This is a genomic window from Pseudomonas sp. 67(2021) (genome assembly GCF_017491835.1).
Lineage (GTDB): Bacteria > Pseudomonadota > Gammaproteobacteria > Pseudomonadales > Pseudomonadaceae > Aquipseudomonas > Aquipseudomonas atacamensis.
In genome coordinates this window covers 71,888-97,837 of record NZ_JAFGYL010000018.1, presented here as the reverse complement: position 1 = coordinate 97,837, position 25,950 = coordinate 71,888, and the positions used below count along the sequence as shown (strand labels likewise).

Genomic DNA, 25,950 nt, shown 5'->3' with positions numbered 1-25,950 from the left:
CCGTTATAAAGCTGCAATCTATTTATAGGCAGAGGGCCGCAGGGTTTGAGGAGTGAAGCTTTCAGTTGAAAAACTGAAAAGGCTTTCTATACACTTACCCACTGGCCAGCTGCCTGAATTTGTCCATTAGGAGTGAAAACAAGGTATGAGCACCATCGAAGAGCGCGTCAAGAAAATCGTTGCCGAGCAACTGGGTGTTAAAGAAGAAGAAGTGGTCAACACCGCTTCCTTCGTAGAAGACCTGGGTGCCGACTCCCTTGACACCGTTGAGCTGGTGATGGCTCTGGAAGAGGAATTCGAAACCGAAATCCCTGACGAAGAAGCTGAAAAGATCACTACTGTACAAGCTGCAATCGACTACGTTACCAGCCACCAGGCGTAACAGTTTGTAATCGTTGCTTGCTGTCATGGAAAAACCGCACTGCCATCATGGCGTGCGGTTTTTTCTTTAGGCCTGATGCAAAGTCGTCATTTGAAAAAGGAGAGTGCTGTGTCGCGTAGACGCGTCGTAGTCACCGGTATGGGTATGTTGTCGCCACTGGGCACGGATGTGCCGAGCAGTTGGCAGGGCATTCTGGCTGGCCGCAGTGGCATTGGTCTGATCGAACACACCGACCTTTCTGCCTATTCGACCCGCTTCGGTGGTTCGGTCAAAGGCTTCAATGTCGAGGAATACCTGTCGGTCAAGGAAGCGCGCAAGCTCGACCTGTTCATTCAGTACGGCCTCGCCGCAGGCTTTCAAGCCGTGCGCAACGCCGGTCTGGAAGTCACCGATGCCAACCGTGAACGCATTGGCGTGGCCATGGGTTCGGGGATTGGCGGTCTGACCAACATCGAAGAGACCAGCCGCACCCTGCACGAGACCGGTCCACGACGGATCTCGCCGTTCTTTGTGCCTGGCTCGATCATCAATATGATTTCCGGTTTCCTGTCGATCCATCTGGGCGCACAGGGACCCAACTACGCCATCGCCACCGCGTGCACCACCGGTACGCACTGCATCGGCATGGCCGCGCGCAACATCATGTACGACGAAGCCGACGTGATGATTGCCGGCGGTGCGGAAATGGCCGCCTGCGGTCTGGGCATGGGCGGCTTCGGCGCATCCCGTGCGCTGTCGACCCGCAATGATGAGCCGACCCGCGCCAGCCGTCCGTGGGACAAGGGCCGTGACGGTTTCGTCCTGTCCGACGGTGCTGGCGCTCTGGTTCTCGAAGAGCTCGAACACGCCAAGGCCCGTGGCGCGACGATCTACGCCGAGCTGATCGGTTTCGGCACCAGTGGCGACGCGTTCCACATGACCTCGCCACCCGCCGATGGCGCCGGTGCCGCGCGCTGCATCACCAATGCCCTGCGCGATGCGAAAATCAACGTCGACCAAGTGCAGTACATCAACGCCCACGGCACCTCGACGCCGGCCGGCGACCTTGCCGAAGCCAACGCGATCAAGTCGGTGTTCGGCGATCACGCCTACAAGCTGGCCGTCAGCTCGACCAAGTCGATGACCGGCCACCTGTTGGGTGCGGCGGGCGCGGTCGAAGCGATTTTCAGCGTGCTGGCGATCAACAGCCAGGTGGCACCGCCGACCATCAACCTTGATGAACCGGACGAAGGCTGCGATCTCGATTTCGTTGCGCACACCGCGCGTAACATGGACATCGATGTCGTGCTGTCCAACTCCTTCGGTTTTGGCGGCACCAACGGCACGCTGGCGTTCCGCCGGTTCGCCGGCTGATGGACAGCTGGGTCGACGGTCAACCGGCTGACGCGCTGTCGCTGAAAGATCGCGGCCTGGCTTACGGCGATGGCCTGTTCGAGACCATTGCCGTGCGCAGTGGACAGCCGGTCCTGCTGGATCGACACCTGACGCGCCTGGCCGATGGCTGCGCGCGTCTGGCCATTGCGACCGATCTCGAGCTGGTTCGCCATGAGCTGCTCAGCTATGCCGCTGCGATGGGCGAGGGCGTGCTCAAGCTCATCCTCACTCGGGGTGACGGCTTGCGCGGTTATGCGCCCGATCCTGCGGCGCAGGGCCGACGCATCCTGCAAGGCAATCCGCCGGCGGCTTATCCCGCTGCCCATGCCGAGCACGGTATCCGCCTGTTTCCCTGCAACACGCGTTTATCTACGCAGCCGTTGTTGGCCGGGCTCAAACATCTGAATCGACTGGAACAGGTGCTCGCCCGCGCCGAATGGCAGGACAGCGAGCATGCCGAAGGCTTGATGCTTGATCAGGCCGGGCGCGTCGTTGAGGGCGTGTTCAGCAATATTTTCCTGGTGCGCGACGGTGGTCTGATCACGCCCGACTTGAAGCGCTGCGGCGTCGCAGGTGTGATGCGCGCGGAAATATTGTTTCAGGCCGAGTCGCTGGCCATCCCCACGCAAATCGCCGATATCCGCCTCGAACAGCTGCAATGGGCTGATGAAGTGTTTGTCTGCAACAGCGTTTATGGCGTCTGGCCGGTACGCGCCTGTGCTGCACTGAGCTGGCCGGTTGGCCCGCTCACCCGTAAACTGCAAACCATTGCCCGCGCGCTACTGGATGCTTGATTCGTGAGACGTAAACTTTTGCTGCTGCTGGAAACCGGACTGGTTCTGGCAGGGCTGCTGTTGGGCGCCAGCGCCTGGAAAATTCATTCGGCGCTGGAACAGCCCCTGAACATCGCGCAGGAACAACTGCTGGATGTGCCGAAAGGCTCTACACCGACCCGTACCTTCCTTGAACTCGAAACCGATGGCGTCATCAAGGACGCGTTCTGGCTGCGCGTCTACTGGCGCTTCAATCTTGCCGGCACGCCGATTCACAGCGGCGAGTACCGCATGCAGCCGGGCATGACCGTCAACGGTCTGATCGATTCGTGGAAGCGCGGCGACGTGGTTCAGTACAGCCTGACCCTGGTCGAAGGCTGGACTTTCCATCAAGTGCGCGCCGCCCTGGCCAAGGACGACAAGCTCGAGCAGACCCTCACCGGCCTGAGCGACAGCGACGTCATGGCGAAGATCGGCCACAAAGGCTTGTTCCCGGAAGGCCGGTTTTTCCCGGATACCTATCGCTTCGTGCGCGGCATGTCCGATGCCGAGCTGTTGAAAAAAGCCTTTGATCGTCTCGATGAGGTGCTCGCCAAAGAGTGGGCGCAGCGTTCTGCCGACGTGCCTTACAGCGAACCTTATCAAGCGCTGATCATGGCCTCGCTGGTCGAGAAAGAGACCGGCGTTCCGCAGGAGCGCGGGCAGATTGCCGGCGTCTTTGTACGGCGCATGGCGCTGGGCATGCAGTTGCAGACCGATCCGACGGTGATTTATGGCCTCGGTGATCGCTACACCGGCAAACTGACCCGCGCACATTTGAAAGAGCCGACGCCCTATAACACTTACGTGATTCCCGGTTTGCCACCGACGCCGATTGCGATGGTCGGGCGCGAAGCGATTCATGCTGCGCTCAATCCGGTGGAAGGCAGCAGCCTGTATTTCGTCGCCCGTGGCGATGGCAGCCATGTGTTCTCCGATGATCTGGATGCGCACAACAACGCAGTGCGCGAATACCAGCTCAAGCGCCGTGCCGATTACCGTTCCAGCCCGGCACCAGTAACCGCGCCGGCCACCGATGAGGCCATTCCGGCGGCCTCGCCGAACACCGCGCCCGAGGTGCTGCCCGAAGTGCCATCGAAAGCGCCGCCGCAAGATCCGGCGCCAGCCCAAGAACCGGACGCCGCTGCACCGCAGAACGCGCAATGACTTTGATGAAGGACTGCCTGTGACTGGCTTGTTTATTACCCTGGAAGGCCCGGAAGGCGCGGGCAAGAGCACCAATCGCGAATACCTCGCCGAGCGCCTGCGCGCCGCCGGTATCGAAGTGCTGCTCACCCGTGAGCCCGGCGGTACACCGCTGGCCGAACGGATTCGTGACGTGTTGCTGACCCCGGCCGACGAAGTGATGCATCCGGACGCCGAGCTGTTGCTGGTGTTCGCCGCGCGCGCCCAGCATCTGGCCGAGGTGATTCGCCCGGCGCTGGCCCGTGGCGCTGTGGTGCTGTGTGATCGTTTCACCGACTCGACATACGCCTATCAGGGCGGCGGTCGTGGTTTGTCGCTGGAACGCATCGCCACCCTGGAAACTTTCGTGCAGGGCGACTTGCGGCCCGATCTGACACTTATTTTCGATCTGCCCGTAGAGATCGGTCTGGCCCGCGCCAGTGCCCGTGGCCGACTGGATCGTTTCGAACTCGAAGGCCGGGCGTTTTTCGAAAACGTGCGCAATGCGTTCCTGAAACGCGCCGAAGCCGACCCGTCGCGCTACGTGCGCATCGATGCCGGTCAGCCATTGGCCAAGGTCCAGCAATCGCTGGACACCTTGCTACCGAATTTGCTGGAGCTGGCCCGTGGCTGAGGCCTATCCATGGCAGGACAACCTCTGGCAGCAACTGGCCGGACGCAGTCAGCATGCCCACGCGTATCTGCTGCACGGTCCGGCCGGGATCGGCAAGCGTGCGCTGGCCGAACGCTTGATGGCCAGCCTGCTGTGTCAGCGTCCTACGCCTGAGGCGTGCGGCGAATGCAAATCCTGCTTGCTGCTCAAGGCCGGCAGTCATCCGGACAATTACATCCTGGAACCGGAAGAGGCGGACAAGGCGATCAAGGTCGATCAGGTTCGTGATCTGGTCAGTTTCGTCGTGCAGACCGCGCAGCTCGGCGGGCGCAAAGTGGTGTTGATCGAGCCGGTCGAGTCGATGAACATCAACGCTGCCAACGCCTTGCTCAAAAGCCTTGAAGAGCCGTCCGGCGATACTGTTCTGCTGTTGGTCAGCCACCAGCCCAGCCGTTTGTTGCCAACCATCAAAAGCCGTTGCGTGCAGCAGGCCTGCCCGTTGCCGGGCGAGGCGATGAGCCTGCAATGGCTGGCTCAGGCGCTGCCGGATTGCGCGGAAGAAGAGCGCGTCGAACTGCTGACGCTGGCCGCCGGATCGCCGCTGATGGCGGTCAGCCTGCAGTCGCAAGGTGTGCGTGAACAACGTGCACAAGTGGTCGAAGGCGTAAAGAAGTTGCTCAAGGGCCAGCAATCGCCGACGCAACTGGCGGAAGAGTGGAAAAGCATTCCGATGTTGCGTCTGTTCGACTGGTTCTGCGACTGGTCGAGCCTGATCCTGCGCTATCAACTGACTCAGGACGAAGCCGGCCTCGGCCTGGCCGATATGCGCAAGGTCGTGCAGTACCTGGCGCAGAAAAGCGCGCAGGGCAAAGTGCTGGATATTCAGGACTGGATTCTCGCCCAACGGCAGAAAGTGTTGAGCAAGGCCAACCTCAACCCGGCCCTGTTGCTGGAAGCATTGTTGGTGCAATGGGTGGGATTGCCTGGTCAAAGATAAGAATGTGTACCTAGACTCTGAAGATCAGCAGTGGAGGTGAACATGATTGAACCTGTCAGCCCGGGGCCGCGTAACGGCATCTTGTCCCTGACCATCAAGGACAAGTCGGTGCTTTACGCCGCCTACATGCCGTTCATCAAGAATGGTGGTCTGTTCATCCCGACCAACAAAAGCTACCGGTTGGGCGACGAGGTGTTCATGCTGTTGCACCTGATGGACGAAGCGGAAAAAATCCCCGTCGCCGGCAAAGTCGCCTGGATCACCCCCAAAGGTGCACAAGGCAATCGCGCCGCCGGTGTCGGCGTGCAGTTCAATGACGGCGACGACACTGCGCGCAGTCGCATCGAAACTCATCTGGCCGGAGCGCTGAAATCCGACCGTCCCACTCATACGATGTAAGTTGCAGTCCTTTTTATGCTCGTAGATTCCCATTGTCACCTTGACCGTCTCGACCTCGCCGCCCATGACGGCTCGCTGGATGCCGCACTCGCTGCGGCCCGCGAGCGTGGGGTCGGACACTTTCTGTGCATCGGCGTCAGTGCCGACAACGCCGCCGACGTCAAAGCCCTCGCCGAGCGGTATGCCGATGTTGATTGTTCGGTCGGCGTGCATCCGCTGGATGTTCAGCCGGGCGCGGCTCCTGCGCTGGACTGGCTTCTGCACGAACTCAATCATCCGAAAGTGGTGGCGATCGGCGAAACCGGTCTCGACTATCACTACGAGCCGGAAGCCGCCGAGTTGCAGCAGGAGTCGTTTCGCCTGCACCTGCAAGCGGCGCAGCAGACCGGCAAACCGGTGATCATCCACACCCGTGGCGCCCGTGCCGACACCCTCGAACTGCTGCGCGAAGCGGCGCTGCCCCAGGCGGGCGTGTTGCATTGCTTCACCGAAGACTGGGACATGGCCAAAGCGGCGCTGGACATGGGTTATTACATTTCCCTGTCGGGCATTGTTACGTTCCGCAATGCCGACGCCTTGCGTGACGTGGCGAGCAAAGTGCCGGCCGATCGCCTGCTGGTGGAAACCGACTCGCCGTACCTGGCGCCGATCCCGTATCGCGGCAAGCCGAACCTGCCGCAGTACGTGCGCGAAGTGGCGGAGTTTCTGGCGATGCTGCGTGGTGAGAACTACGAGCGCTTTGCCGAGCAGACCACAGAGAACTTCAAGCGTCTGTTCCCGCTGGCGAGTGTTAAATCTGCCCTGTGACGGCTGGCCAAATCGCAGGCAAAAAAAACCCGGGTTCTGGGGGGTGAATCCGGGTTAAGACCATTAGGAGTAAAACAAAGGCACGCGGTCCGTTGGTACCTTTACCGGCGCGACACTTGGGGGAGATGTCGCCCGACAGTTCAAGTATTGATCAGTCTGGCGTGCAGTCCAGTGAGCCGGTCGGGGTTTTTAAACAAATTTGGAATACGTTTGCTTCAGTTGAGTTCTCATTGCACCCGAATCGTTCTCGAAATGAACAAGAAACACAGATTTGGTCGATGAACCGTGCTTTTTTGCGCAAGTTAGGCATAATACGCGGCTTCGAATTTTGACCCTTCAGACCTTTTTCTTATGCATAAAGAACCTCGTAAGGTCCGTGAATTTCGTCGCCGCGAGCAGGAAATTCTCGATACCGCGCTCAAGCTGTTCCTCGACCAGGGTGAAGACAGTGTCACCGTCGAGATGATTGCTGATGCCGTGGGTATCGGCAAAGGCACGATCTACAAGCACTTCAAATCCAAGGCCGAGATCTACTTGCGCCTGATGCTCGACTACGAGCGCGATCTGAACGAGCTGCTGCATTCGGCCGATGTTGACAAGGACAAGGAAGCGCTGTCCCGCGCCTACTTCGAATTCCGCATGCGCGACCCGCAGCGCTATCGCCTGTTCGACCGTCTCGAAGAGAAAGTGGTCAAGGGCAATCAGGTGCCGGAGATGGTCGAGGAGCTGCACAAGATCCGTGCCTCGAACTTCGAACGCCTGACCCTGCTGATCAAGGGTCGCATCAGCGAAGGCAAGCTCGAAGACGTGCCGCCGTACTTCCACTACTGCGCATCCTGGGCATTGGTGCACGGCGCGGTGGCGCTGTATCACTCGCCGTTCTGGAGCAATGTGCTGGAAGATCAGGAAGGCTTCTTCCAGTTCCTGATGGACATCGGCGTGCGCATGGGCAACAAGCGCAAGCGCGACCCGGAAACGCCGAGCACATAAGTCATTCAGCGGGCTGATTGCGCCGTGTTTTCACAACATGGCGCAATAGCACAGGAATATACTCAGGCATAGGGCTTGCTAAAACCTGATTTCTCAGTCAAGTTTTGCTCGCTCGATTTTCTTTCGCCGGAGTGTTTCATGATCGTTGACCGTCAAGGCAGGCGTTTTCGCAATCTGCGCATCAGCCTGACCTCTGCCTGCAACTACGCCTGTACCTACTGCGTGCCCAACGGCAAGCGGTTGGTCGCTGCGCAGGATGAGCTGTCGGCCGAAGCCATGGCACGGGGCGTCGAATACCTGATCGAAGCGGCCGGCATCGAGCGCCTGCGCATCACTGGCGGCGAGCCACTGGTCAGCCCCAAACTCGAATCGTTCATGACTGCCGTCGGCCAGATGGGCCTCGACGACATCAGCCTGACCACCAACGGTCAACTCCTCGCGAAAAAACTGCCGCTGCTGGTCGATGCCGGTCTGCGCCGGATCAACGTTTCCCTCGATACTCTCGATGCCGCTGCTTTTCGCAGCATCGCCCGTGGCGGCGATCTGGCCAGCGTGCTCGATGGCATGGATCAGGCTGCCGCCGCCGGGATGAAGATCAAGGTCAACATGGTGCCGTTGCGCGGGCAGAACCTCGATCAGGTCATGCCGTTGCTTGATTACTGTCTGGAGCGCGGCTTCGAACTGCGCTTCATCGAGCTGATGCGCATGGGCCATCTGGCCAAGGATTCCAATGTCTTCCTGCAGCAGTTCGTCAGCCTTGAGCAGTTGCTCGGCCTGATTGGCGAGCGTTATGAATACGCCCAGACGGACGCACCGGTGGACGCCACCGCTGTGCGCTACTCGATTCCCGGTCGCGGCAATTTCGGGATGATCGCCAACGAAAGCGTGCCGTTCTGCCGCACCTGCTCGCGTTTGCGCCTGTCATCGACCGGTTGGCTGCATGGTTGTTTGTCGTCGAGCAACCGCCACTATGTCGGCGATCTGCTCGACAAACCGCGCCACCAGGCGTTGCCGGCGCTGCAACGTTTGCTGGTCAAGGCGTTGGGTGACAAGCAGGAGGTGGCGTTCTCCGGTGGTGCGACCGTCATGAAGATCATTGGCGGCTGATTCATCGCCTTCGCGAGCAGGCTCGCTCCCACAGGGAACGCCTTTCAAGGAAAATGCCGAGCTGGCGCAAAAGCTGCATCCAACGGCCATTCGCCGGTTTTCCGACACCGGCTTCTGGAGGAATAGGATGCGTAGCCTGGTTTTGCTGCTGGCCGTTTTGGCGCTTGGCGGTTGCATGAATGTCAGCGATATGGCCGAAGGCACTCGCTATCACATGAGCGATGCGGGGCTTCTGGACCATAGTGACAGCCGCCGGGTGAACAATCTCCGCATTCAGCCGGACTCGTTCATCTTCATCGCCCAGGGCGCGTTCGCACCGCCGGGTGGTTCCTATCCACGGCCGAACGTGGTCGCCGAAGAAGCCTTCAAGGGCTTTGTCGAATATTTCCCGATGGTCCGCCGCGCCCGTGCGCCGGAAGGCCTCGACCAGGCCATGGGCGAAGCCCGTGATGCCGGCGCGCATTACCTGCTCTACACACGTTTCGCCAAGGCTGACGACCGCATCGGCAACTCCGATGAGTGGCTGGACCAGGAAGCCGTGGATCGCCTCGGTATCGACGGCGGCGTGATTCAGATCATGTTGATCGAGACCAGCACCCAGTATTTGATTGATACTGCACGGATCAAGAGTCGTGGCGGTTTACTGACGTTCCATGACTCCAAACCCGAAGACCTCATCGGTCCGCCGCTGGCGCAATACGCACGCAGCCTGCTGGGGATCGGCGACCAGTAATCAAGGAGTACGCCATGAGTGACCCGCAAACAGCCAATGACCTGCTGGGGCAGATCCCCAAGACCAAAGGCCTGCCACCGGTGCATTTGTGGAACCCGGATTTCTGCGGCGACATCGACATGCGCATTGCCCGCGACGGCACCTGGTATTACCTGGGCACGCCGATCGGGCGCAAGCCGATGGTCAAACTGTTCTCCACCATCATCCGCCGCGACGGCGATGATTACTTCCTGATCACCCCAGTCGAGAAGGTCGGGATCAAGGTCGATGACGCGCCGTTCGTAGCGGTTGCCGTGGAAGTGCAAGGCGAGGGCGAGGCGCAGGTTTTGCGCTTTACCACCAATGTCGAGGAAACCATCGAGGCGGGGGCTGAACATCCGATCCGTGTCGAGATTGATCCTGAGACCCAGGAGCCTGCGCCTTATGTGCATGTGCGCAGCAACCTTGAAGCGCTGATTCACCGCAATGTGTTTTACCAGTTGGTGGAACTGACGGTGAGCCGCGAGATCGATGGTCAGCGCTGGTTGGGCGTGTGGAGTGGCGGCGAATTCTTTCGCATCGGCCTGGAACCCTGACACAACATCAAAATGTGGGAGCGAGCTGAAAAAAATCCGATTGACTGTTAATCGTATGATGATTAGCGTAGGCACCCATCGCGATTCGCCGTGAGGTGTACATGTCCAGCAGCTTTCATGCGTCGACCGTTGACTGGCTGGGCAGTTGGATTGCTGCCGGTCAGGTCAAGCCGGGGCAGACCATCAAGGTCGAGGCGGATCTGGGCGAACAGCTTGGTGTCAGCCGCACGGTGATTCGCGAAGCCATCAAAACCCTCGTCGCCAAAGGTATGCTCGAAGTCGGGCCGAAAGTCGGCACGCGGGTATTGCCGGTCCGGCGCTGGAATCTGTTTGATCCGCAAGTGGTCGGTTGGCTATCGCGCAACGGCTTGCCGGAAAACTTCGTCGATGACCTGCTGGATTTGCGTCGCACCATCGAGCCGATGGCGGTGCGCTGGGCCTGTGAGCGCGCAACGCCGGAGCAGATCGAAGCGGTGCAACTGGCCTTCAACGCACTGGAACGTGCGGTCGACAGTGGCATCGATTACAACCGTGCCGACCAGGCCTTCCACGAATGCATCCTGGCCGCCAGCCATAATCAGTTCATCGAACAAATGGTCCCGGCCCTCGGCGCGTTGCTGGCGGTGTCGTTCGAAGTCTCCGCCGCCGACCCCGATGAACTGCGCCGCACCTTGCCGATCCATAAGGACATGGCCGACGCCATCGCCGCGCGCGATTCGACCCGTGGCGTGTGGGCGTGCATGACCTTGATCGACAACGCCGACCTGGCGATAAAACGCTTTTACCCGAAAGTCATGGCCAGTAGAAAAGCTAGCTGAAAATGTCGAGACATCCTGTGGGAGCGAGCTTGCTCGCGAATGCGTCAGGTCAGATAAATCATCATTGACTGACACTCCGCCTTCGCGAGCAAGCTCGCTCCCACAGTAAAACAACAACTCAGAAGGACTTGATATGCCGTTCACCGCACTGACCCAACACCGCGCGCAACTCGGCGAAGGCCCGTTCTGGGATACGCCGACCCAGGCGTTGTACTGGGTCGATATCGCCGGTAAACAAGCGTTGCGCCTGATCGGTCAGAACGTGCAGATCTGGCAGATGCCCGAGCACATCTCCGCCTTCATTCCCTGCGCCAGCGGCGATGCGCTGGTCACGCTCAGCAGCGGTGTCTATCGGCTGGATCTCGATTCGCCCGGCCTCGAGCCACGCTTGACGTTGTTCTGCGTCGCCGACCCGCAACCGGGCAACCGCCCCAACGAAGCCCGTTGCGATGCCTTGGGCCGGTTGTGGTTGGGCACCATGCAGAACAACATCGGCGAGCACGGCGAGGATCTGCCGCTGGTGCGCCGTTCCGGTGGCCTGTTCCGTATCGATCCTGATCAACGCGTGACACCGCTGCTGCTCGGTCTGGGCATTCCCAATACCTTGTTGTGGAGTGACGACGGCACCACACTGCTATTCGGTGAAAGCCTCGACAGCACGCTCAATCGATATTTCATCCGCACCGACGGCAGTCTCGATGCACCGCAGGTGTTCTACTCGTCCGATCAACACGGTGGTCCCGATGGCTCGGCGATGGACGCCGAAGGCTACGTGTGGAATGCACGCTGGGACGACAGTTGCCTGTTGCGCCTGACGCCGGACGGGCAGGTGGACCGCAAGATCGATCTGCCGGTCAGTCGCCCGACCAGTTGTGTGTTTGGTGGCGAAGACTTGAAAACCCTGTTTATCACCAGTGCCAAGAGCCCGCTGAATCATCCTTTGGACGGTGCGGTGCTGAGCATGCGCGTTGATGTTGCAGGAAAACTCTGTACGCGTTTTGCTGGTTAAATCCCAAAATATGGGATGCAAAATTATATATTGAGATTATTTGGCGGTCGGGTTTATAGTCGGCTCCAGCAGTAACACGCACTCACACTTAAAAAGAACAAAACAGGTGAAGTGATGCAGCGAATTCTTCTCGCCCGCGCAAGCGGGATCCGCCTTTCGTCACGGCTTAATGCCGTCGGCTACGCTTGCCTGTTTGTTTTCCCCAGCCGTCAAAACCGGACATCGACCAATGCCCGGTTTTTTTGCGCCAGCGTGCAGGAGGCCTGAGCCATGGCTGAAGCGCTGACATTGCCGGCAGTGCCGGCGCCGCCGAAAGGCGAGCGCCTGAAAAACAAGGTCGTGCTGTTGACCGGGGCCGCTCAGGGCATCGGCGAAGCCATCGTTGCCGCGTTCGCCTCGCAGCAAGCCAGATTACTCATCAGCGATATCCAGGCCGACAAGGTCGAGCAGGTCGCCGCTCATTGGCGCGATCAGGGCCATGACGTGCAGGCGCTCAAGGTCGACGTATCGAATCAGCAGGATCTGCATGCCCTGGCCCGACGTGCTGTGGAATTGCATGGCCGCATCGATGTGTTGGTCAACTGCGCCGGGGTCAATGTGTTCCGCGATCCTTTGCAGATGACCGAAGAAGACTGGCGCCGCTGCTTCGCCATCGATCTGGACGGCGCCTGGTATGGTTGCAAAGCCGTGCTGCCGCAGATGATCGAGCAGGGCGTGGGCAGCATCATCAACATCGCCTCGACTCATTCCAGCCACATCATTCCCGGCTGCTTTCCGTACCCGGTGGCCAAGCACGGCTTGCTCGGCCTGACCCGCGCACTCGGCATCGAATACGCGGCCAAGGGCATTCGCGTCAATGCCATCGCGCCGGGCTACATAGAAACGCAACTGAACGTCGACTACTGGAATGGCTTTGCCGATCCGCATGCCGAGAGGCAGCGCGCCTTAGACCTGCATCCGCCCAAGCGCATCGGCCAGCCGATCGAAGTGGCGATGACGGCGGTGTTTCTGGCCAGCGATGAGGCACCGTTTATCAACGCTTCGTGCATCACCATCGATGGTGGCCGCTCGGTGATGTACCACGACTGAATAAAACGGATCTCCAGCGCTGAACTACGCTTGAAATCCAATCATCATACGATATGACTATTTTTAACCAGCTTCACTGAGAACACGCTTCAACGCTTTTCAAACCTTGCTCAAAAAAAATAACAAGGAGTCATCTGATGAAACGTCGTTTCGGGATTCGTACCCTGTGCAGCACTGCCCTGGCGGTCACTGCGTTCAGCCTGAGCAGTGCGCTGCTCGCCGCCGACGCGGTGAAGATCGGTTTTCTGGTCAAGCAGGCCGAAGAACCGTGGTTCCAGACCGAATGGGCTTTTGCCGAAAAAGCCGCCAAAGACAAAGGCTTTGAACTGATCAAGATTGCCGTACCGGATGGCGAGAAGACCCTCTCGGCCATCGATAGTCTGGCCGCCAACGGCGCCAAGGGCTTCGTGATCTGCCCGCCTGACGTGTCCCTCGGCCCGGCCATCATGGCCAAAGCCAAGATCAATGACCTGAAAGTAATTGCCGTCGACGACCGTTTTGTCGATGCCAACGGCAAGTTCATGGAAGACGTGCCGTACCTGGGCATGGCCGCGTTTGAAGTCGGCCAGAAGCAGGGCGCCGCCATGGCTGCCGAAGCGAAAAAGCGTAACTGGGACTGGAAAGACACCTACGCGGTGGTCAATACCTACAACGAACTCGACACCGGCAAGAAGCGCACCGACGGCTCGGTCGATGCCCTGAAGAAGGCCGGCATGCCCGAGGATCACATCCTCTTCGCCGCACTGAAAACCCTCGACGTACCGGGCAGCATGGACGCCACCAACTCGGCGCTGGTGAAACTGCCGAGCGCGGCGAAGAACCTGATCATCGGCGGCATGAACGACAACACCGTGCTCGGCGGCGTGCGCGCCACCGAAGCGGCCGGGTTTGCCGCGAGCAACGTGATCGGCATCGGCATCAACGGCACCGACGCCATCGGCGAGTTGAAAAAGCCTAACAGCGGCTTCTTCGGTTCGATGCTGCCAAGTCCGCACATCGAAGGCTACAAGACTGCCGAGATGATGTACGAGTGGATCACCGCCGGCAAAGAGCCGCCGAAGTACACCGCCATGGATGACGTCACCCTGATCACCCGCGAAAACTTCAAGCAAGAGCTGGAAAAAATCGGCTTGTGGAACTGAGGCAGCGACGGCCCGGGCAGCCGGGCCGTTTTTCGGTGTGAAGAGGTGGCTTTATGCACGCGCAAGTACAGACACAAGAACAACACGGCGCCAGCGGCAGCCTGCGCTTCAACGGGATCGGCAAGACCTTTCCCGGCGTGAAAGCGCTCGACGGCATCAGCTTCGTCGCCCACCCCGGCCAGGTTCATGCCTTGATGGGCGAGAACGGCGCGGGCAAATCGACCCTGCTGAAAATCCTCGGTGGCGCCTACATTCCGAGCAGCGGCGAGCTGCAGATCGGCGAGCAGGCGATGGCGTTCAAGTCCACCGCTGACAGCATCGGCAGCGGCGTCGCGGTGATTCACCAGGAACTGCATCTGGTCCCGGAAATGACCGTGGCCGAGAATCTGTTTCTCGGGCATCTGCCGGCCAGTTTCGGCCTGATCAATCGCAGTGAGCTGCGCCAGAAAGCCTTGAATTGCCTGAAAGGCCTGGCCGACGAAATCGATCCGCAAACCAAGGTCGGGCGCTTGTCGCTGGGTCAGCGGCAGTTGGTGGAAATTGCCAAAGCGCTGTCGCGCGGCGCCCACGTTATCGCTTTCGACGAACCGACCAGTAGCCTCTCGGCACGCGAGATCGATCGCTTGATGGCGATCATCGGTCGCCTGCGCGACGAAGGCAAAGTGGTGCTCTACGTTTCCCATCGCATGGAAGAAGTCTTTCGCATTTGCGACGCCGTCACCGTGTTCAAGGACGGCCGCTACGTGCGTACCTTCGATGACATGAGCCAGTTGACCCACGATCAACTGGTGACCTGCATGGTCGGCCGCGACATTCAGGACATCTACGATTACCGCCATCGCCCGCGTGGTGCCGTGGCGCTGAAGGTCGACGGCCTGCTCGGCCCGGGCCTGCGCGAGCCGATCAGTTTCGAAGCGCACAAGGGCGAAATCCTTGGCCTGTTCGGGCTGGTCGGGGCAGGGCGCACCGAGCTGTTTCGCCTGCTCAGCGGCCTGGAGCGCAACACCGCCGGCCGTCTCGAATTGCGCGGCCATGAGCTGAAACTGCGCTCGCCCCGTGATGCGATTGCCGCCGGCATTCTGCTCTGCCCGGAAGATCGCAAGAAAGAAGGCATCATCCCCCTGGCCAGCGTCGCCGAGAACATCAACATCAGTGCCCGTGGTGCGCATTCCGGGCTCGGCTGCCTGATTCGCGGCCTGTGGGAAAAGGGCAACGCCGACAAGCAGATCAAGGCCCTGAAAGTGAAAACCCCGCACGCCGGCCAGCAGATCAAGTTCCTTTCCGGCGGCAATCAGCAGAAGGCCATTCTCGGCCGCTGGCTGTCGATGCCGATGAAAGTCCTGCTGCTCGACGAACCGACCCGTGGCATCGATATCGGCGCCAAGGCCGAGATCTACCAGATCATTCATAACCTCGCCGCCGACGGTATTTCGGTGATCGTGGTGTCCAGCGATCTGATGGAAGTGATGGGCATTTCCGACCGCATTCTGGTGCTGTGCGAAGGCGCCCTGCGCGGCGAAGTCAGCCGCGACCAGGCCAATGAATCCAATCTGCTGCAACTGGCTTTGCCACGCCACCGCGCTGACGGCGTGGCGAACTGAGAGGTGACTATGATGACTACGCAAAACGAAACCCTGCCGACCGAGCGCAAACCGCTGGACCTGCGGCGCTTCCTCGATGACTGGGTCATGTTGCTGGCGGCGATCGGCATCTTTGTCGCCTGCACACTGCTGATCGACAACTTCCTCTCGCCGCTGAACATGCGTGGCCTGGGCCTGGCGATTTCCACCACCGGCATCGCCGCGTGCACCATGCTTTATTGCCTGGCATCCGGGCACTTCGACCTCTCGGTCGGCTCAGTGATCGCCTGTGCCGGCGTGGTCGCGGCGGTGGTGATGCGTGACACCAACAGCGTGTTTCTCGGCGTCAGCGCAGCACTGGTGATGGGCCTGATCGTTGGTCTGATCAACGGCATCGTGATTGCCAAGTTGCGCGTCAATGCCTTGATCACGACGCTGGCGACCATGCAGATCGTGCGCGGTCTGGCCTACATCTTTGCCAACGGCAAAGCGGTCGGTGTTTCGCAGGAATCGTTCTTCGTCTTCGGTAACGGCCAGCTGTTCGGTGTGCCGGTGCCGATTCTGATCACCATTGTCTGCTTCCTGTTTTTCGGCTGGCTGCTGAACTACACCACCTACGGGCGCAACACCATGGCCATCGGTGGCAACCAGGAAGCGGCGTTGCTGGCGGGCGTCAACGTTGACCGGACCAAGATCATCATCTTCGCCGTACATGGTTTGATCGGTGCGCTGGCGGGTGTGATTCTGGCCTCGCGGATGACTTCCGGGCAGCCGATGATTGGTCAGGGTTTTGAACTGACGGTGATCTCGGCTTGCGTACTGGGCGGGGTTTCGCTGAGTGGCGGCATCGGCATGATTCGCCATGTGATTGCCGGGGTGTTGATTCTGGCGATCATCGAAAACGCGATGAACCTGAAGAACATCGACACGTTTTATCAGTATGTGATTCGTGGTTCGATTCTGCTTTTGGCTGTGGTCATCGACCGCTTGAAACAGCGCTGACACAAGCACTTCCCTGTGGGAGCGAGCCTGCTCGCGAAGGCATTGGCACATCCAGCGTTGATGTGTCAGGGATACCGCCTTCGCGAGCAGGCTCGCTCCCACAGTTGATCGCGCCATTCCTGCCTTCTGTCATCTCCCTTAAATAATTCTTGCTCGTCAGCGACCGTTTCGGTTATCAATTTGTACATGATTAGACAGGTACGATTCGACAAGAAGCAAAGGGTGGTCGACGAGCTCGTCCGACGCATCGAGAGCGGCCTCATGGAGGACGGCTTTCTGTTGCCCGGCGAACATCAGTTGGCTCAAGAATTCCAGGTCAGCCGTGGCACCTTGCGTGAGGCGCTGGCCGAACTGAAGCGGCGTAATTACATCGCCACGCAGAGCGGTGTCGGTTCCATCGTCACTTTCGACGGTGTCGCGCTGGATCAGCGCAGCGGCTGGGCGCAGGCGTTGGCCGACAGCGGGGCGCTGATCAATACCGAAGTGTTGCGCCTCGAAGCCGTGACTCGCCCGGATCTGCTGGTGCGTTTCGGCACCGATCAATTCATCACCCTCGACCGTCGCCGGCGCGCCACCGACGGTACGCTGGTGTCTCTGGAACGATCCTTGATGCCGGCTAACGGCGGCCTGGAAAGCCTGCCCCGCGTTGGCCTGATCGACAATTCCCTGACCATCACCCTGGCCGCCTACGGCTACATCGGCGAGCGCGGCGATCAGTGGATCGGCGCCGAGCCGCTGAATGCCGAAGACGCCGAACTGCTCGGCCGTCCGGTCGGCACGGTGTTTCTCAAAGCCTTGCGCACCACCTACGACCGGCAGAACCGTTTCATGGAGCAGGTCGAAAGCCTGCTCGACCCGGTGCACTTTCGTCTGCACCTGCAATTCGGAGAATCGAAATGACCGCGCTCAACCGTGCGCTTGGCGCTTTCTATGGTCTCGCCCTGGGTGACGCGCTGGGCATGCCGACGCAGTCGCTCGATCGTGAAACGATCAAGGCGCGCTTCGGCCAGATCACTGATTTGCAGGACGCCGGCCCACTGCAACCGATCGCCGCGAACATGCCCAAGGGCTCGATCACCGATGACACCGAACAGGCGATTCTGGTCGGTGAATTGTTGGTCGAAGGCCAAGGCCGCATCGAACCGGCGGTCCTCGCCCAGCGCTTGATCGAATGGGAAGCCGAGATGCAGGCCAAAGGCTCGCAGGACTTGCTCGGCCCGTCGACCAAGCGCGCCATTGAAATGATCCTCGCCGGGCATTCCCCGGAAGAAGCGGGGCGCTACGGCACCACCAATGGCGCGGCGATGCGCATTACCCCGGTGGGCATTGCCGCGAACGTGGCCGATCCGCAGCGCTTCATTGCAGCGGTCGTGCAGGCTTGCCAAGTGACGCATAACACCACGCTGGGAATTTCCAGTGCGGCGGCGGTGGCGGCGGTGGTCTCTGCTGGCATCAATGACGTCGATCTCGGCGAGGCGCTGAACCTCGGCCAGCAGATCGCCCAGCAGGCCGAAGCCCACGGGCATTGGGTGGCTGGCGGGCGCATAGCCTCGCGTATCAGTTGGGCGCGCAGTATCAGCGTCGACAGCGACAAAGCATTGCTTGCCGATCTGCTCTATGACGTGATCGGTACATCGGTGGCGTCGCAGGAGTCGGTGGTGGTTTCATTCGCCCTGGCCCAGCAAGTGGCCATCGGTGAAATGACGGCATTCGAAGCGTTGTGTATGGCTGCCAGCCTGGGCGGCGACACGGATACCATCGCGGCGATTCTTGGCGCCATGCTCGGGGCTTGCCTGGGCCTTGAGTGCTGGCCGCGGCCGATGATCGAGACGGTGAAAGCTGTTAATCATCTCGAGCTTGAGCCGTTGGTGCAGGGGCTGTTGGCCTTGCGTTGACTGGCTGGCCTCTTCGCGAGCAGGCTCGCTCCCACAATTGGAATGCATTCCCTTGTGGGAGCGAGCCTGCTCGCGAAAGGGGCGGCGCATTTCTAAAGAATTCACACAGCAATGGATCGCACAGACAGGCCTCGGAAGGCCGGTTGTCTTGTCGTTTTGCATCATTGCCACAACCACAAAAAAGGCAAACAGGAGCATCTTCATGAGTTCATCAACCGCCGGGCAAAGCGTCGGGCAATTGGAAACCCGGGGCATCGAGCCGGTACCGGAAGCGGAGTGCAACGGTCATCCGCTGCAACTGTTCTGGGTCTGGTTCGCGGCGAATATTTCCATCCTCGGCCTGCCGCTTGGCGCGACACTGGTGGCGTTTCGCGGGCTGGCGATCTGGCAGGCGATCATCGTCGCCATCCTCGGTGCCGCCGGTTCGTTTGCCGTGGTCGGGATCATCTCGATTGCCGGGCGGCGTGGCCGCGCGCCGAGCCTGACGCTGTCCCGGGCAATCTTCGGCGTACGCGGCAACATCGGCCCGACGCTGGTTTCGCTGATGTCGCGTCTGGGTTGGGAAACCGTCAACACCACCACCGCTGCCTTCGTGCTGCTGTCGCTGTGTTCGATCCTGTTCGGCTCGCCGGTCGAGGCGAAAAGTGCGCCGATACTGACGCTGATCTTTATCGCCATCTTCGTCCTGCTGACCTTGTCAGTGTCCGGCCTCGGCCACGCGACTTTGCTGGTGATCCAGAAGTGGGCGACGTACGTGTTCGGTGCGCTGAACATTCTCGTCGGTGGTTTTCTCTGCGCGACCATCGACTGGAGCGCGGTATTCAACGCCACGCCAGCACCGCTGAGCGCAATGATCATCGGCATCGGCACCATGGCCGCTGGCACCGGTATCGGTTGGGCCAACGCCGGTGCGGACATGTCGCGCTATCAGCATCGCAGCGTCAAGGCTGTGCGCCTGGTGGCGTCGGCGGCGTTCGGCGCGGGCATTCCGCTGGTGCTGCTGATCACTCTCGGCGGCTTGTTGTCGGTGGGCAACAATGATCTGGCGTCGGCGACTGACCCGATCGTGGCGATCCGCGACATGCTGCCGACGTGGATGGCCGTGCCGTACCTGATCACCGCGTTCGGCGGTCTGCTGCTGTCGAACAACCTGTCGGTGTACTCCGCCGGTCTGACCACGCTGACCCTGGGCCTCAAGGTCAAACGGGTCTACGCGGTGGTGGTGGATATCGTCGCGATCTTCGCCGGCTCGATCTACTTCATGCTGATCGCCGACAGTTTCTACGGGCCGTTCATCACCTTCATTTCCCTGCTGGCAGTGCCGATCACTGCCTGGGTCGGGATCTTCGTGGTCGACCTGATTCACCGTCACTACTACAGCCCCAAAGACCTGCTCGACGTCAGCCCGAGCAGCGCCTATTGGTATCGCGGCGGCATCGAGTGGCGCGCGTTTGGTGCCTGGGCGATCGCTATCGTCCTCGGTTTCAGCTTTACCACCATCGGCACCACGGCGGAGAACGTCTGGTTCAAGGGCTTTCTGTCTGACTCCTGGCTGGGCCACAACGGCCTCGGCTGGATCGTGACCTTCGTCGTCGCCGGTGGCATTTACCTGGTCCTTGGTGGCGCGAAAGATCGCCGCGCCGCGCAACCCGAGAATGCTCATGCCTAAGATGTTGCACACCGGCCAGGTCATCATCGACCTGGTCATGGCCGTGGATAAACTGCCGCAGATTGGCGGCGACGTGCTGGCGCAGTCGGCGGGGTTCGAAGCCGGCGGCGGCTTCAACGTGATGGCCGCTGCGGTGCGTAACGGTCTGCCGGTGGTTTACCTCGGTCGCCATGGCACGGGGCGTTTCGGTGACCTGGCGCGCCAAGCGATGCAGGCGGAAGGTATCTGCATCGGCATCCGCGAACCGGCCGAGCGCGATACCGGTCTGTGCGTGGCGCTGACCGATGCGTCGGCTGAACGCAGTTTCATTTCCTACATCGGCGCCGAAGGCGAGGTGACCGGGGAAGACCTTAACAGCGTGGCTGCCGAGCCCGGCGATTACGTTTATCTCAGCGGTTACAGTCTGCTGCACGAGGGCAAGGCGCAGGCGTTGCTCGACTGGACGCTGGCGCTGCCGGCGTCGGTCAATGTGGTGTTCGACCCGGGGCCGTTGGTGGAGTCACCTGACGCGCCGATGATGCAGGCATTGCTGCCGCGCATCGATGTGTGGACCAGCAACAGTGTCGAGGCGCTGCGATTTACCGGAGCTGATGAGATTGGTATCGCGATGGATCGCCTCGCGGAACTGCTGCCGGAAAATGTACTGATGGTGGTGCGTGACGGGCCGCAGGGGTGCTGGATTCAGCAGCGTGGCGAGCGTCGACAGGTGCCGGGGTTTGCTGTCAAAGCAGTGGACAGCAATGGCGCCGGTGATGCGCATGCCGGGGTGTTTATTGCCGGATTGGCGCAGGGGTTGGAGGCACCGGAAGCGGCGCGGCGGGCCAATGCGGCAGCGGCACTGGCGGTGACTCGCTGGGGACCGGCTACATCGCCGGGGGCGGGTGAGGTGGATGCTTTTATCTGTCAGTCCTGCCGCGACTGACATGAGGCCTTCGCGAGCAAGCTCGCTCCCACTTTAGATCTACGTCGTACACAAATCTTCAGTAGGAGCTGCCGAAGGCTGCGATCTTTTGATCTTGAAAAGCAAAAGATCGCAGTCTTCGGCAGCTCCTACAGTGGGCGTCGTTCTAGCTCGCCTTGCGCAACGCCTCAATCAACTCCTGCTTGCGCATCGAAGACCGTCCCGGAATGTTCTTTGCCCGGGCCTCTTTCATCAGGCTATCGACAGTCTGCGTATCCTTCGAAGTCTCGCTGTTGCGTGAATGGCCCTTGCGGCTGGCCACCGCGCGACGCGATGATTCTTTGCGATCTTCCGACTTGGCACTGGCGGGCTTCTTGCGACCCGAACCGCCGGACTTTTCGCCGCCACCGGATTGTTTGTTTACCGTCGCCCAAGCGCGCGCCTCAGCCTCATCTTTCGACACGCCCTTTTTCTCATAGCTGTCTTCGATGTGCTCGGCTTTGCGCTTCTGTTCACTGGTGTATTTGTCTTTGCTTCCACGAGGCATGGGATTTCTCCTCAAGTTGCGGATCCGGCCGCTCGCCGCTGCGACGGCGAGCGGCTTGGCACTACTGCAGATCCAGTTTGCGCGCCGCTTCGACGCCGGCTGAACTGAGCTTGATCGGCAGGTTCAGCGAGTGTTCGCCCGCTTCGCTCAAGGTCACATGACCATGATGAATCAGCCCGCGATCCTGCAGGGCGGCGAGGGCGCTGGCCACGACTTTCTCGCCCCGGTAATTGTCCAGCACCTCCTTGCCCAAGCCGTTGGGATGGGCGTGCAGCAGGCGGGTGAGGACTTCTTTTTCCAGGTCTTTGTCGACGTTCATGGTTACCTCTTCATGGGAGTGAATAGGGCGCTCGCGTCGGCGAACTACTGACCGGCACCTTCGGAACCGGAGCCACCGGTGGTGGTTTTCGAGCCGACACCGGGGCCGGCATTGTCAGGCGCAGTGGCAGGAGAGTCGGGCGTGTTCATGCCACCCTGACGGCCCGGATCACTGCCTTGAGTGCGCGGATCGGTGCCGGTGGCGGGTGGCTGATTGATCAGCGGCACGCCGGAACCATCGGTGTTCATTCCGGGGGCACTGTTGATGGCGGGCGCGCGTGGCGGGGTCGGATCGGTAGGGCCAGTGCCCGCTGCCGTGGACGAGGCGGCGAACACCGCAGGGCAGAGCAGGGCGCTGAAGACTAAAGCGGTCAACCTTGACGGGATCATAGGGCTTCTCCAGTGATTGGAATCCTTACACTGGATTGGTCAGCCCTGATGACGGATTGGTGCCTGATGATCGACGAACGGTCTATGCCGGGCGCGCGTGTCTGCTGTTCAGACGATACCGATCGCTAGTGTTTCCGGCGGCGCAAAACAGTTAACGGTCATAAGCATCCTTTCAGAATTCGCGATATCAACTGTGGGAGCGAGCCTGCTCGCGAAAGCGTCATTTCAGTCAGACGTTGATTCAACTGACAGAATGCTTTCGCGAGCAGGCTCGCTCCCACAAGGGCAACAGTGTTCAGCAAATTGGGCAGATCAGTATGTTTGCCATGTGACGAGTGCCGCTGCGCGCCTTAGTATGGCGCTTTAATTTGCAGACAAGGCCCGTTCATGACGATCGAAATCCGCGCGGCGACCCCCAGCGATGCGCCGCAAATCCTCACCTTCATCACCGAACTGGCAGATTTCGAGAAGGCCCGTCACGAAGTCATCGCCAGCGTCGCTGACATCGAACGCAGCCTGTTCGGCGAAGGCGCCACCGCCCACGGCCTGATCTGCCTGCGCGACGGCTTGCCGATCGGCTTCGCGGTGTTCTTCTTCAGTTATTCAACGTGGCTGGGCAGCAATTGCCTGTACCTCGAAGACCTCTACATCACCCCCGAACAACGTGGCGGCGGCGCCGGCAAAACCCTGCTGCGCCACCTGGCAAAAATCGCCTGCGCCAACGACTGCGGCCGCTTCGAATGGAGTGTGCTGGAATGGAACACCCCGGCCATCGAATTCTATAAATCGCTCGGTGCGCAACCGCAGGAGGAATGGGTGCGGTATCGCATGGATGGCAAGGTGTTGCGCGAATTTGCCGAGGGCTGAGCACAATGATGGCAATCTACTGCTGATTCAGTTGTCGCCACCGCTCTAGTCCGGCATTCTGTGCACCATTTTTGCGCGCTCACGGACGACACCTGCAATGCATCTGGCAAAATTTCTCCGCGCCTGTGGAGCCCTCGCTGCGTCAATGAGTGACCAGCTATGAGCGGACTGCAGGCGTCCATGCGTCTGTATGGTCTGGTGAAAACTACCGGCTCTTCTGACGACCCGAATCGACAGGCTGTGGAAATTCTCTGCATGGCCCAGCGCACTGGCGGCGTGGCTATACGGGCTTTCGTGTCGCGGCTTGATGCCGAGTTGATGACGCGCAGTGCCGACCTTGGCGACTACCGCGTGGTAGCGCTGAGAACCTTTGATCCCACAGCGATTATCGACGCCCATCAAGGCTGGCTGATGCTGCACGTCTGTTGCGGCTTCGTCGCTCTCGCCGGCCATTCTCTGTTGAAAAACGGTGCGTTGATCCCGATGGGCTGGCACGTCTACTCCGAAGTGGGGCGCTGGACCTCCAGGCATCATCTGGACCTTGGCGTGGAAATGGGCGACTTGCTGCAATCGGCTTTCGAGCGCAATCACCTGCGCAACTACAACGCCTGGCTCAACGAACTTGATGATGCAACGCCTGCCGAGTTGAGGTGGCAAGCCGACGAAGCCTGGCGTGCCATGCAAACCGCCACATCACCTGTAAGCCGTGAGCATTGTCATGCTCTGTTCGACCCGGTCGACAATCGCTGGCGCTTTGCCGCGACCGACATCGACATCTATCAGCCATCCCCGGCACCCCTTAAGCAAGGAGCTTTGAATTGAGTGGTAAACCCGCAGCTCGCGTCACCGACCCAACCGCCTGCCCACTGCCAGGTCACGGCACCAATCCGATTGTCTCCGGCTCGCCGGACGTATTCTTCGACGGCCTCGCGGCTGCCCGCATGACCGATAAATCAGCATGTGGCAGCCCTATCACCGGAGCGGTCTCCGGCACTGTTTTCATCAACGGCCTGAACGCCGCGATGCTCGATAGCACTGGTGGGCATGGCAATGTCGTGATCGGTGGCTCGGGCACGGTGATCATCGGCCAAAGTGGGGGAGGGGCCGCATTTAGCGGGCTGTTGCCGATGCCGGTGCATTTCAACGACCGGATGCAAGTAATCAATGAGATCACAGGAGAGCCCATGCCGAATCATCCCTACGCGATTCAACGCGGTGATGGACGCGTCGAACACGGCGTTACCGATGGCAAGGGTTTCACTCACACGGTGAGCTCGCACCTGCCTGAATCCATCAAATTGTTCGTAGAGTAAGAAGCTATGGCCGCTGAAAATTCGCAACTGAAAGGCTGTCAAAGACTGGTCGTGACACACGAATTAACATGTAAAACCGACGGGACCGTAAAGCAGGCTACGGTTAGCCCGAAAAAAATTGTTTTATTTTTCGTCGGAGGGGCGGGAGACAAGGAGAGTTATTACGGAACGGGACCGAACAATAATGTGGCTGAGGCACTGAAAATATTCATCAAGAATATGGACGCTGAAGGCCTTTGCCCTGATACCTACGACGCACACCACATCGGTTATAACGCCTTCACCAGTGATGAGGGACTTAATGCAAATGTGTTGGCGAAAATTCCCGATCTGACCACTCCGGTCTACATTATCGGGCATAGCTTGGGAGGCTGGAATGGAGCTCACTTGTCTAAAGTGCTGGCAGACAGAGGCTATCGAATCCCGGTATTGGTTACGCTGGACCCCGTCGGAGAGGGTCAGATCGTATGGGGCATATCAAATATTTATCAAAAAGAGCCTACTCCCAAGGCTGAATATTGGGTGAATGTAAGAGCGGATGCCAAAGACTGGAATTTTTCTGATCTCGTGGCGGATTTTGGAGAGCAGTGGGACATGACAAGCGGCCCGAATATGAACGGCCGGGTAGATGTGAACCATGCCGATGCCTGGGCTATCTACATTGCCGTATTAGGTGGCGGAGTGTCAGCGAGGGATATTCTGATGCAGTCAGTGATACAGCACTTCAAAGGGAGGAAATGTGCGTAAATCTTTACTGATTTCAATGTTTTTGGTATGTGCGTCATGCGCCGTCAGTCATGGGCGGCCGATTGCACATATTGAATATATGAATGTGGAGCGCTATCTCAATCGAAATGTTTACCCAGTCATGTTCTCTTCTGATGTCGACGTGGAGCAATTATTCAAATCGAAAATAAGCCAATCTCTGCTCTGTTCCTTCGACCAGAAAACAGATTTCTCAATGCCGCAAGATCTGAAGGAATATGGCGAGGGCTGGGTTGAGCCGGTTAAGTCAGGGGACGGACTGGTATTCAAGGCGGATCTGATGTTTTACAAGGTTAAGGATTCGACAAGTTATACGCTAATGAGCAGCAATGAATTAAAGGCCTTGCTGGCTCGGCAACAGTCGCTAGCTTGTAAAGTCCGAATCAACTCTTACTCCTACAAGGTCTATTTATCGGAGGTCATGAAGATTCCAGTTAAAGATCTCATGAGAGAAGTCAATAAATACTGAGTCGGGGGCGCTCGATGAGTCACGTGAGAGTTTCGGTTCCCTAGGTCATCGACCGATGCTCTAACGCAACTGAGCCATCCACCCATCAAGTCCAAAGCGGGGCGATTTATCGTCCCAAAATATGGGATCGATATTTATATATTGAGATTTCCCGTCCCTCGGGTTTATAGTCCATCGCACTCACTGCCAAAAACAAAACAGG

Annotated in this window: 30 protein-coding genes; 27 read left to right on the top strand and 3 right to left on the bottom strand. The window is 59.5% G+C overall.

Going from position 1 to position 25,950, the window contains the following annotated elements; translation table 11 throughout:
- Window positions 1-145 precede the first annotated feature (145 nt).
- From acpP to J5M66_RS20645, 22 genes are all read left to right on the top strand, one after another.
- The gene (acpP, locus tag J5M66_RS20750; protein ID WP_003175607.1) at window positions 146-382 is read left to right on the top strand and encodes an acyl carrier protein; all 237 of its coding nucleotides are present in this window, start codon (window positions 146-148) and stop codon (window positions 380-382) included.
- 108 nt (window positions 383-490) lie between these two features.
- The gene (gene fabF / locus J5M66_RS20745) at window positions 491-1,735 is read left to right on the top strand and encodes a beta-ketoacyl-ACP synthase II (RefSeq protein ID WP_038860467.1); all 1,245 of its coding nucleotides are present in this window, start codon (window positions 491-493) and stop codon (window positions 1,733-1,735) included.
- Window positions 1,735-2,550 (top strand): aminodeoxychorismate lyase, encoded by an 816-nt coding sequence (pabC, locus tag J5M66_RS20740; protein WP_136492930.1) that lies wholly within the window; start codon window positions 1,735-1,737, stop codon window positions 2,548-2,550. Before fabF ends, pabC begins: the two co-directional genes overlap by 1 nt.
- A 3-nt stretch (window positions 2,551-2,553) precedes the next feature.
- Window positions 2,554-3,735: an endolytic transglycosylase MltG gene (gene mltG, locus J5M66_RS20735; RefSeq protein WP_207807799.1), complete on the top strand. Its 1,182-nt coding sequence runs from the start codon at window positions 2,554-2,556 to the stop codon at window positions 3,733-3,735.
- A 19-nt stretch (window positions 3,736-3,754) separates the two neighbouring features.
- Window positions 3,755-4,387, top strand: a complete 633-nt coding sequence (gene tmk / locus J5M66_RS20730) for a dTMP kinase (protein ID WP_016770985.1) — start codon at window positions 3,755-3,757, stop codon at window positions 4,385-4,387.
- Window positions 4,380-5,363: a DNA polymerase III subunit delta' gene (locus J5M66_RS20725; RefSeq protein ID WP_136492931.1), complete on the top strand. Its 984-nt coding sequence runs from the start codon at window positions 4,380-4,382 to the stop codon at window positions 5,361-5,363. Before tmk ends, J5M66_RS20725 begins: the two co-directional genes overlap by 8 nt.
- Window positions 5,364-5,405: 42 nt before the next feature.
- Window positions 5,406-5,762: a PilZ domain-containing protein gene (locus tag J5M66_RS20720; protein ID WP_016770983.1), complete on the top strand. Its 357-nt coding sequence runs from the start codon at window positions 5,406-5,408 to the stop codon at window positions 5,760-5,762.
- Between the two features lie 15 nt (window positions 5,763-5,777).
- Window positions 5,778-6,569, top strand: coding sequence for a TatD family hydrolase (locus J5M66_RS20715; RefSeq protein WP_116658525.1), 792 nt, complete (start codon window positions 5,778-5,780; stop codon window positions 6,567-6,569).
- A gap of 351 nt (window positions 6,570-6,920) precedes the next feature.
- Entirely contained in the window at window positions 6,921-7,559 is a 639-nt protein-coding gene (locus J5M66_RS20710) for a TetR/AcrR family transcriptional regulator (protein WP_016770981.1), read from the top strand.
- Between the two features lie 138 nt (window positions 7,560-7,697).
- Window positions 7,698-8,666, top strand: a complete 969-nt coding sequence (locus J5M66_RS20705; protein WP_207807798.1) for a radical SAM protein — start codon at window positions 7,698-7,700, stop codon at window positions 8,664-8,666.
- 127 nt (window positions 8,667-8,793) lie between these two features.
- Entirely contained in the window at window positions 8,794-9,399 is a 606-nt protein-coding gene (locus J5M66_RS20700; RefSeq protein WP_016770979.1) for a DUF4823 domain-containing protein, read from the top strand.
- A gap of 14 nt (window positions 9,400-9,413) precedes the next feature.
- Complete coding sequence (locus J5M66_RS20695) at window positions 9,414-9,974, top strand: DUF1285 domain-containing protein (protein ID WP_207807797.1); 561 nt, start codon at window positions 9,414-9,416, stop codon at window positions 9,972-9,974.
- A gap of 101 nt (window positions 9,975-10,075) precedes the next feature.
- Window positions 10,076-10,792, top strand: coding sequence for a FadR/GntR family transcriptional regulator (locus tag J5M66_RS20690; protein ID WP_016770977.1), 717 nt, complete (start codon window positions 10,076-10,078; stop codon window positions 10,790-10,792).
- Window positions 10,793-10,925: 133 nt separating this feature from the next.
- Window positions 10,926-11,801 (top strand): SMP-30/gluconolactonase/LRE family protein, encoded by an 876-nt coding sequence (locus J5M66_RS20685; RefSeq protein ID WP_207807796.1) that lies wholly within the window; start codon window positions 10,926-10,928, stop codon window positions 11,799-11,801.
- A gap of 270 nt (window positions 11,802-12,071) precedes the next feature.
- A complete protein-coding gene (locus tag J5M66_RS20680) occupies window positions 12,072-12,890 on the top strand; it encodes an SDR family oxidoreductase (protein WP_130902383.1) in 819 nt (272 codons plus the stop codon).
- 137 nt (window positions 12,891-13,027) lie between these two features.
- Window positions 13,028-14,032 carry a substrate-binding domain-containing protein gene (locus J5M66_RS20675; RefSeq protein ID WP_016770973.1) on the top strand — a complete coding sequence of 335 codons (1,005 nt, stop codon included), beginning with the start codon at window positions 13,028-13,030 and terminating at the stop codon, window positions 14,030-14,032.
- Window positions 14,033-14,085: 53 nt separating this feature from the next.
- On the top strand, window positions 14,086-15,633 hold the full coding sequence (gene araG / locus J5M66_RS20670) for an L-arabinose ABC transporter ATP-binding protein AraG (protein WP_041479431.1): 1,548 nt from the start codon (window positions 14,086-14,088) through the stop codon (window positions 15,631-15,633).
- 12 nt (window positions 15,634-15,645) lie between these two features.
- Complete coding sequence (araH, locus tag J5M66_RS20665) at window positions 15,646-16,614, top strand: L-arabinose ABC transporter permease AraH (RefSeq protein ID WP_038861078.1); 969 nt, start codon at window positions 15,646-15,648, stop codon at window positions 16,612-16,614.
- A 186-nt stretch (window positions 16,615-16,800) separates the two neighbouring features.
- A complete protein-coding gene (locus J5M66_RS20660; protein WP_016770970.1) occupies window positions 16,801-17,514 on the top strand; it encodes a GntR family transcriptional regulator in 714 nt (237 codons plus the stop codon).
- Window positions 17,511-18,509: an ADP-ribosylglycohydrolase family protein gene (locus J5M66_RS20655; protein ID WP_207807795.1), complete on the top strand. Its 999-nt coding sequence runs from the start codon at window positions 17,511-17,513 to the stop codon at window positions 18,507-18,509. Before J5M66_RS20660 ends, J5M66_RS20655 begins: the two co-directional genes overlap by 4 nt.
- Before the next feature lie 202 nt (window positions 18,510-18,711).
- Window positions 18,712-20,178, top strand: a complete 1,467-nt coding sequence (locus J5M66_RS20650; protein ID WP_024013910.1) for a cytosine permease — start codon at window positions 18,712-18,714, stop codon at window positions 20,176-20,178.
- A complete protein-coding gene (locus J5M66_RS20645; RefSeq protein ID WP_207807794.1) occupies window positions 20,171-21,100 on the top strand; it encodes a PfkB family carbohydrate kinase in 930 nt (309 codons plus the stop codon). Before J5M66_RS20650 ends, J5M66_RS20645 begins: the two co-directional genes overlap by 8 nt.
- Window positions 21,101-21,245: 145 nt before the next feature.
- Here J5M66_RS20645 and J5M66_RS20640 read toward each other — a convergent pair whose 3' ends face one another.
- The 3 genes from J5M66_RS20640 to J5M66_RS20630 all read right to left on the bottom strand — a co-directional run bounded on the left by J5M66_RS20640 (window position 21,246) and on the right by J5M66_RS20630 (window position 22,334).
- On the bottom strand, window positions 21,246-21,626 hold the full coding sequence (locus J5M66_RS20640; protein ID WP_071173202.1) for a Rho termination factor N-terminal domain-containing protein: 381 nt from the start codon (window positions 21,624-21,626) through the stop codon (window positions 21,246-21,248).
- Window positions 21,627-21,687: 61 nt separating this feature from the next.
- The gene (locus J5M66_RS20635; protein ID WP_024013907.1) at window positions 21,688-21,945 is read right to left on the bottom strand and encodes a hypothetical protein; all 258 of its coding nucleotides are present in this window, start codon (window positions 21,943-21,945) and stop codon (window positions 21,688-21,690) included.
- A 44-nt stretch (window positions 21,946-21,989) separates the two neighbouring features.
- Window positions 21,990-22,334: a hypothetical protein gene (locus J5M66_RS20630; protein WP_071173201.1), complete on the bottom strand. Its 345-nt coding sequence runs from the start codon at window positions 22,332-22,334 to the stop codon at window positions 21,990-21,992.
- Between the two features lie 387 nt (window positions 22,335-22,721).
- Here J5M66_RS20630 and J5M66_RS20625 point away from each other — a divergent pair, with 387 nt between their 5' ends.
- From J5M66_RS20625 to J5M66_RS20605, 5 genes are all read left to right on the top strand, one after another.
- Entirely contained in the window at window positions 22,722-23,201 is a 480-nt protein-coding gene (locus J5M66_RS20625; RefSeq protein WP_207807793.1) for a GNAT family N-acetyltransferase, read from the top strand.
- Between the two features lie 159 nt (window positions 23,202-23,360).
- On the top strand, window positions 23,361-24,023 hold the full coding sequence (locus J5M66_RS20620) for a hypothetical protein (protein ID WP_110601673.1): 663 nt from the start codon (window positions 23,361-23,363) through the stop codon (window positions 24,021-24,023).
- Complete coding sequence (locus J5M66_RS20615) at window positions 24,020-24,514, top strand: PAAR domain-containing protein (protein WP_076563791.1); 495 nt, start codon at window positions 24,020-24,022, stop codon at window positions 24,512-24,514. Before J5M66_RS20620 ends, J5M66_RS20615 begins: the two co-directional genes overlap by 4 nt.
- A 6-nt stretch (window positions 24,515-24,520) precedes the next feature.
- Window positions 24,521-25,261, top strand: coding sequence for an alpha/beta hydrolase (locus tag J5M66_RS20610; RefSeq protein ID WP_122507577.1), 741 nt, complete (start codon window positions 24,521-24,523; stop codon window positions 25,259-25,261).
- Entirely contained in the window at window positions 25,254-25,748 is a 495-nt protein-coding gene (locus tag J5M66_RS20605; RefSeq protein WP_148046987.1) for a hypothetical protein, read from the top strand. The genes J5M66_RS20610 and J5M66_RS20605 overlap by 8 nt, the downstream gene beginning before the upstream one ends.
- Window positions 25,749-25,950: the final 202 nt, after the last annotated feature.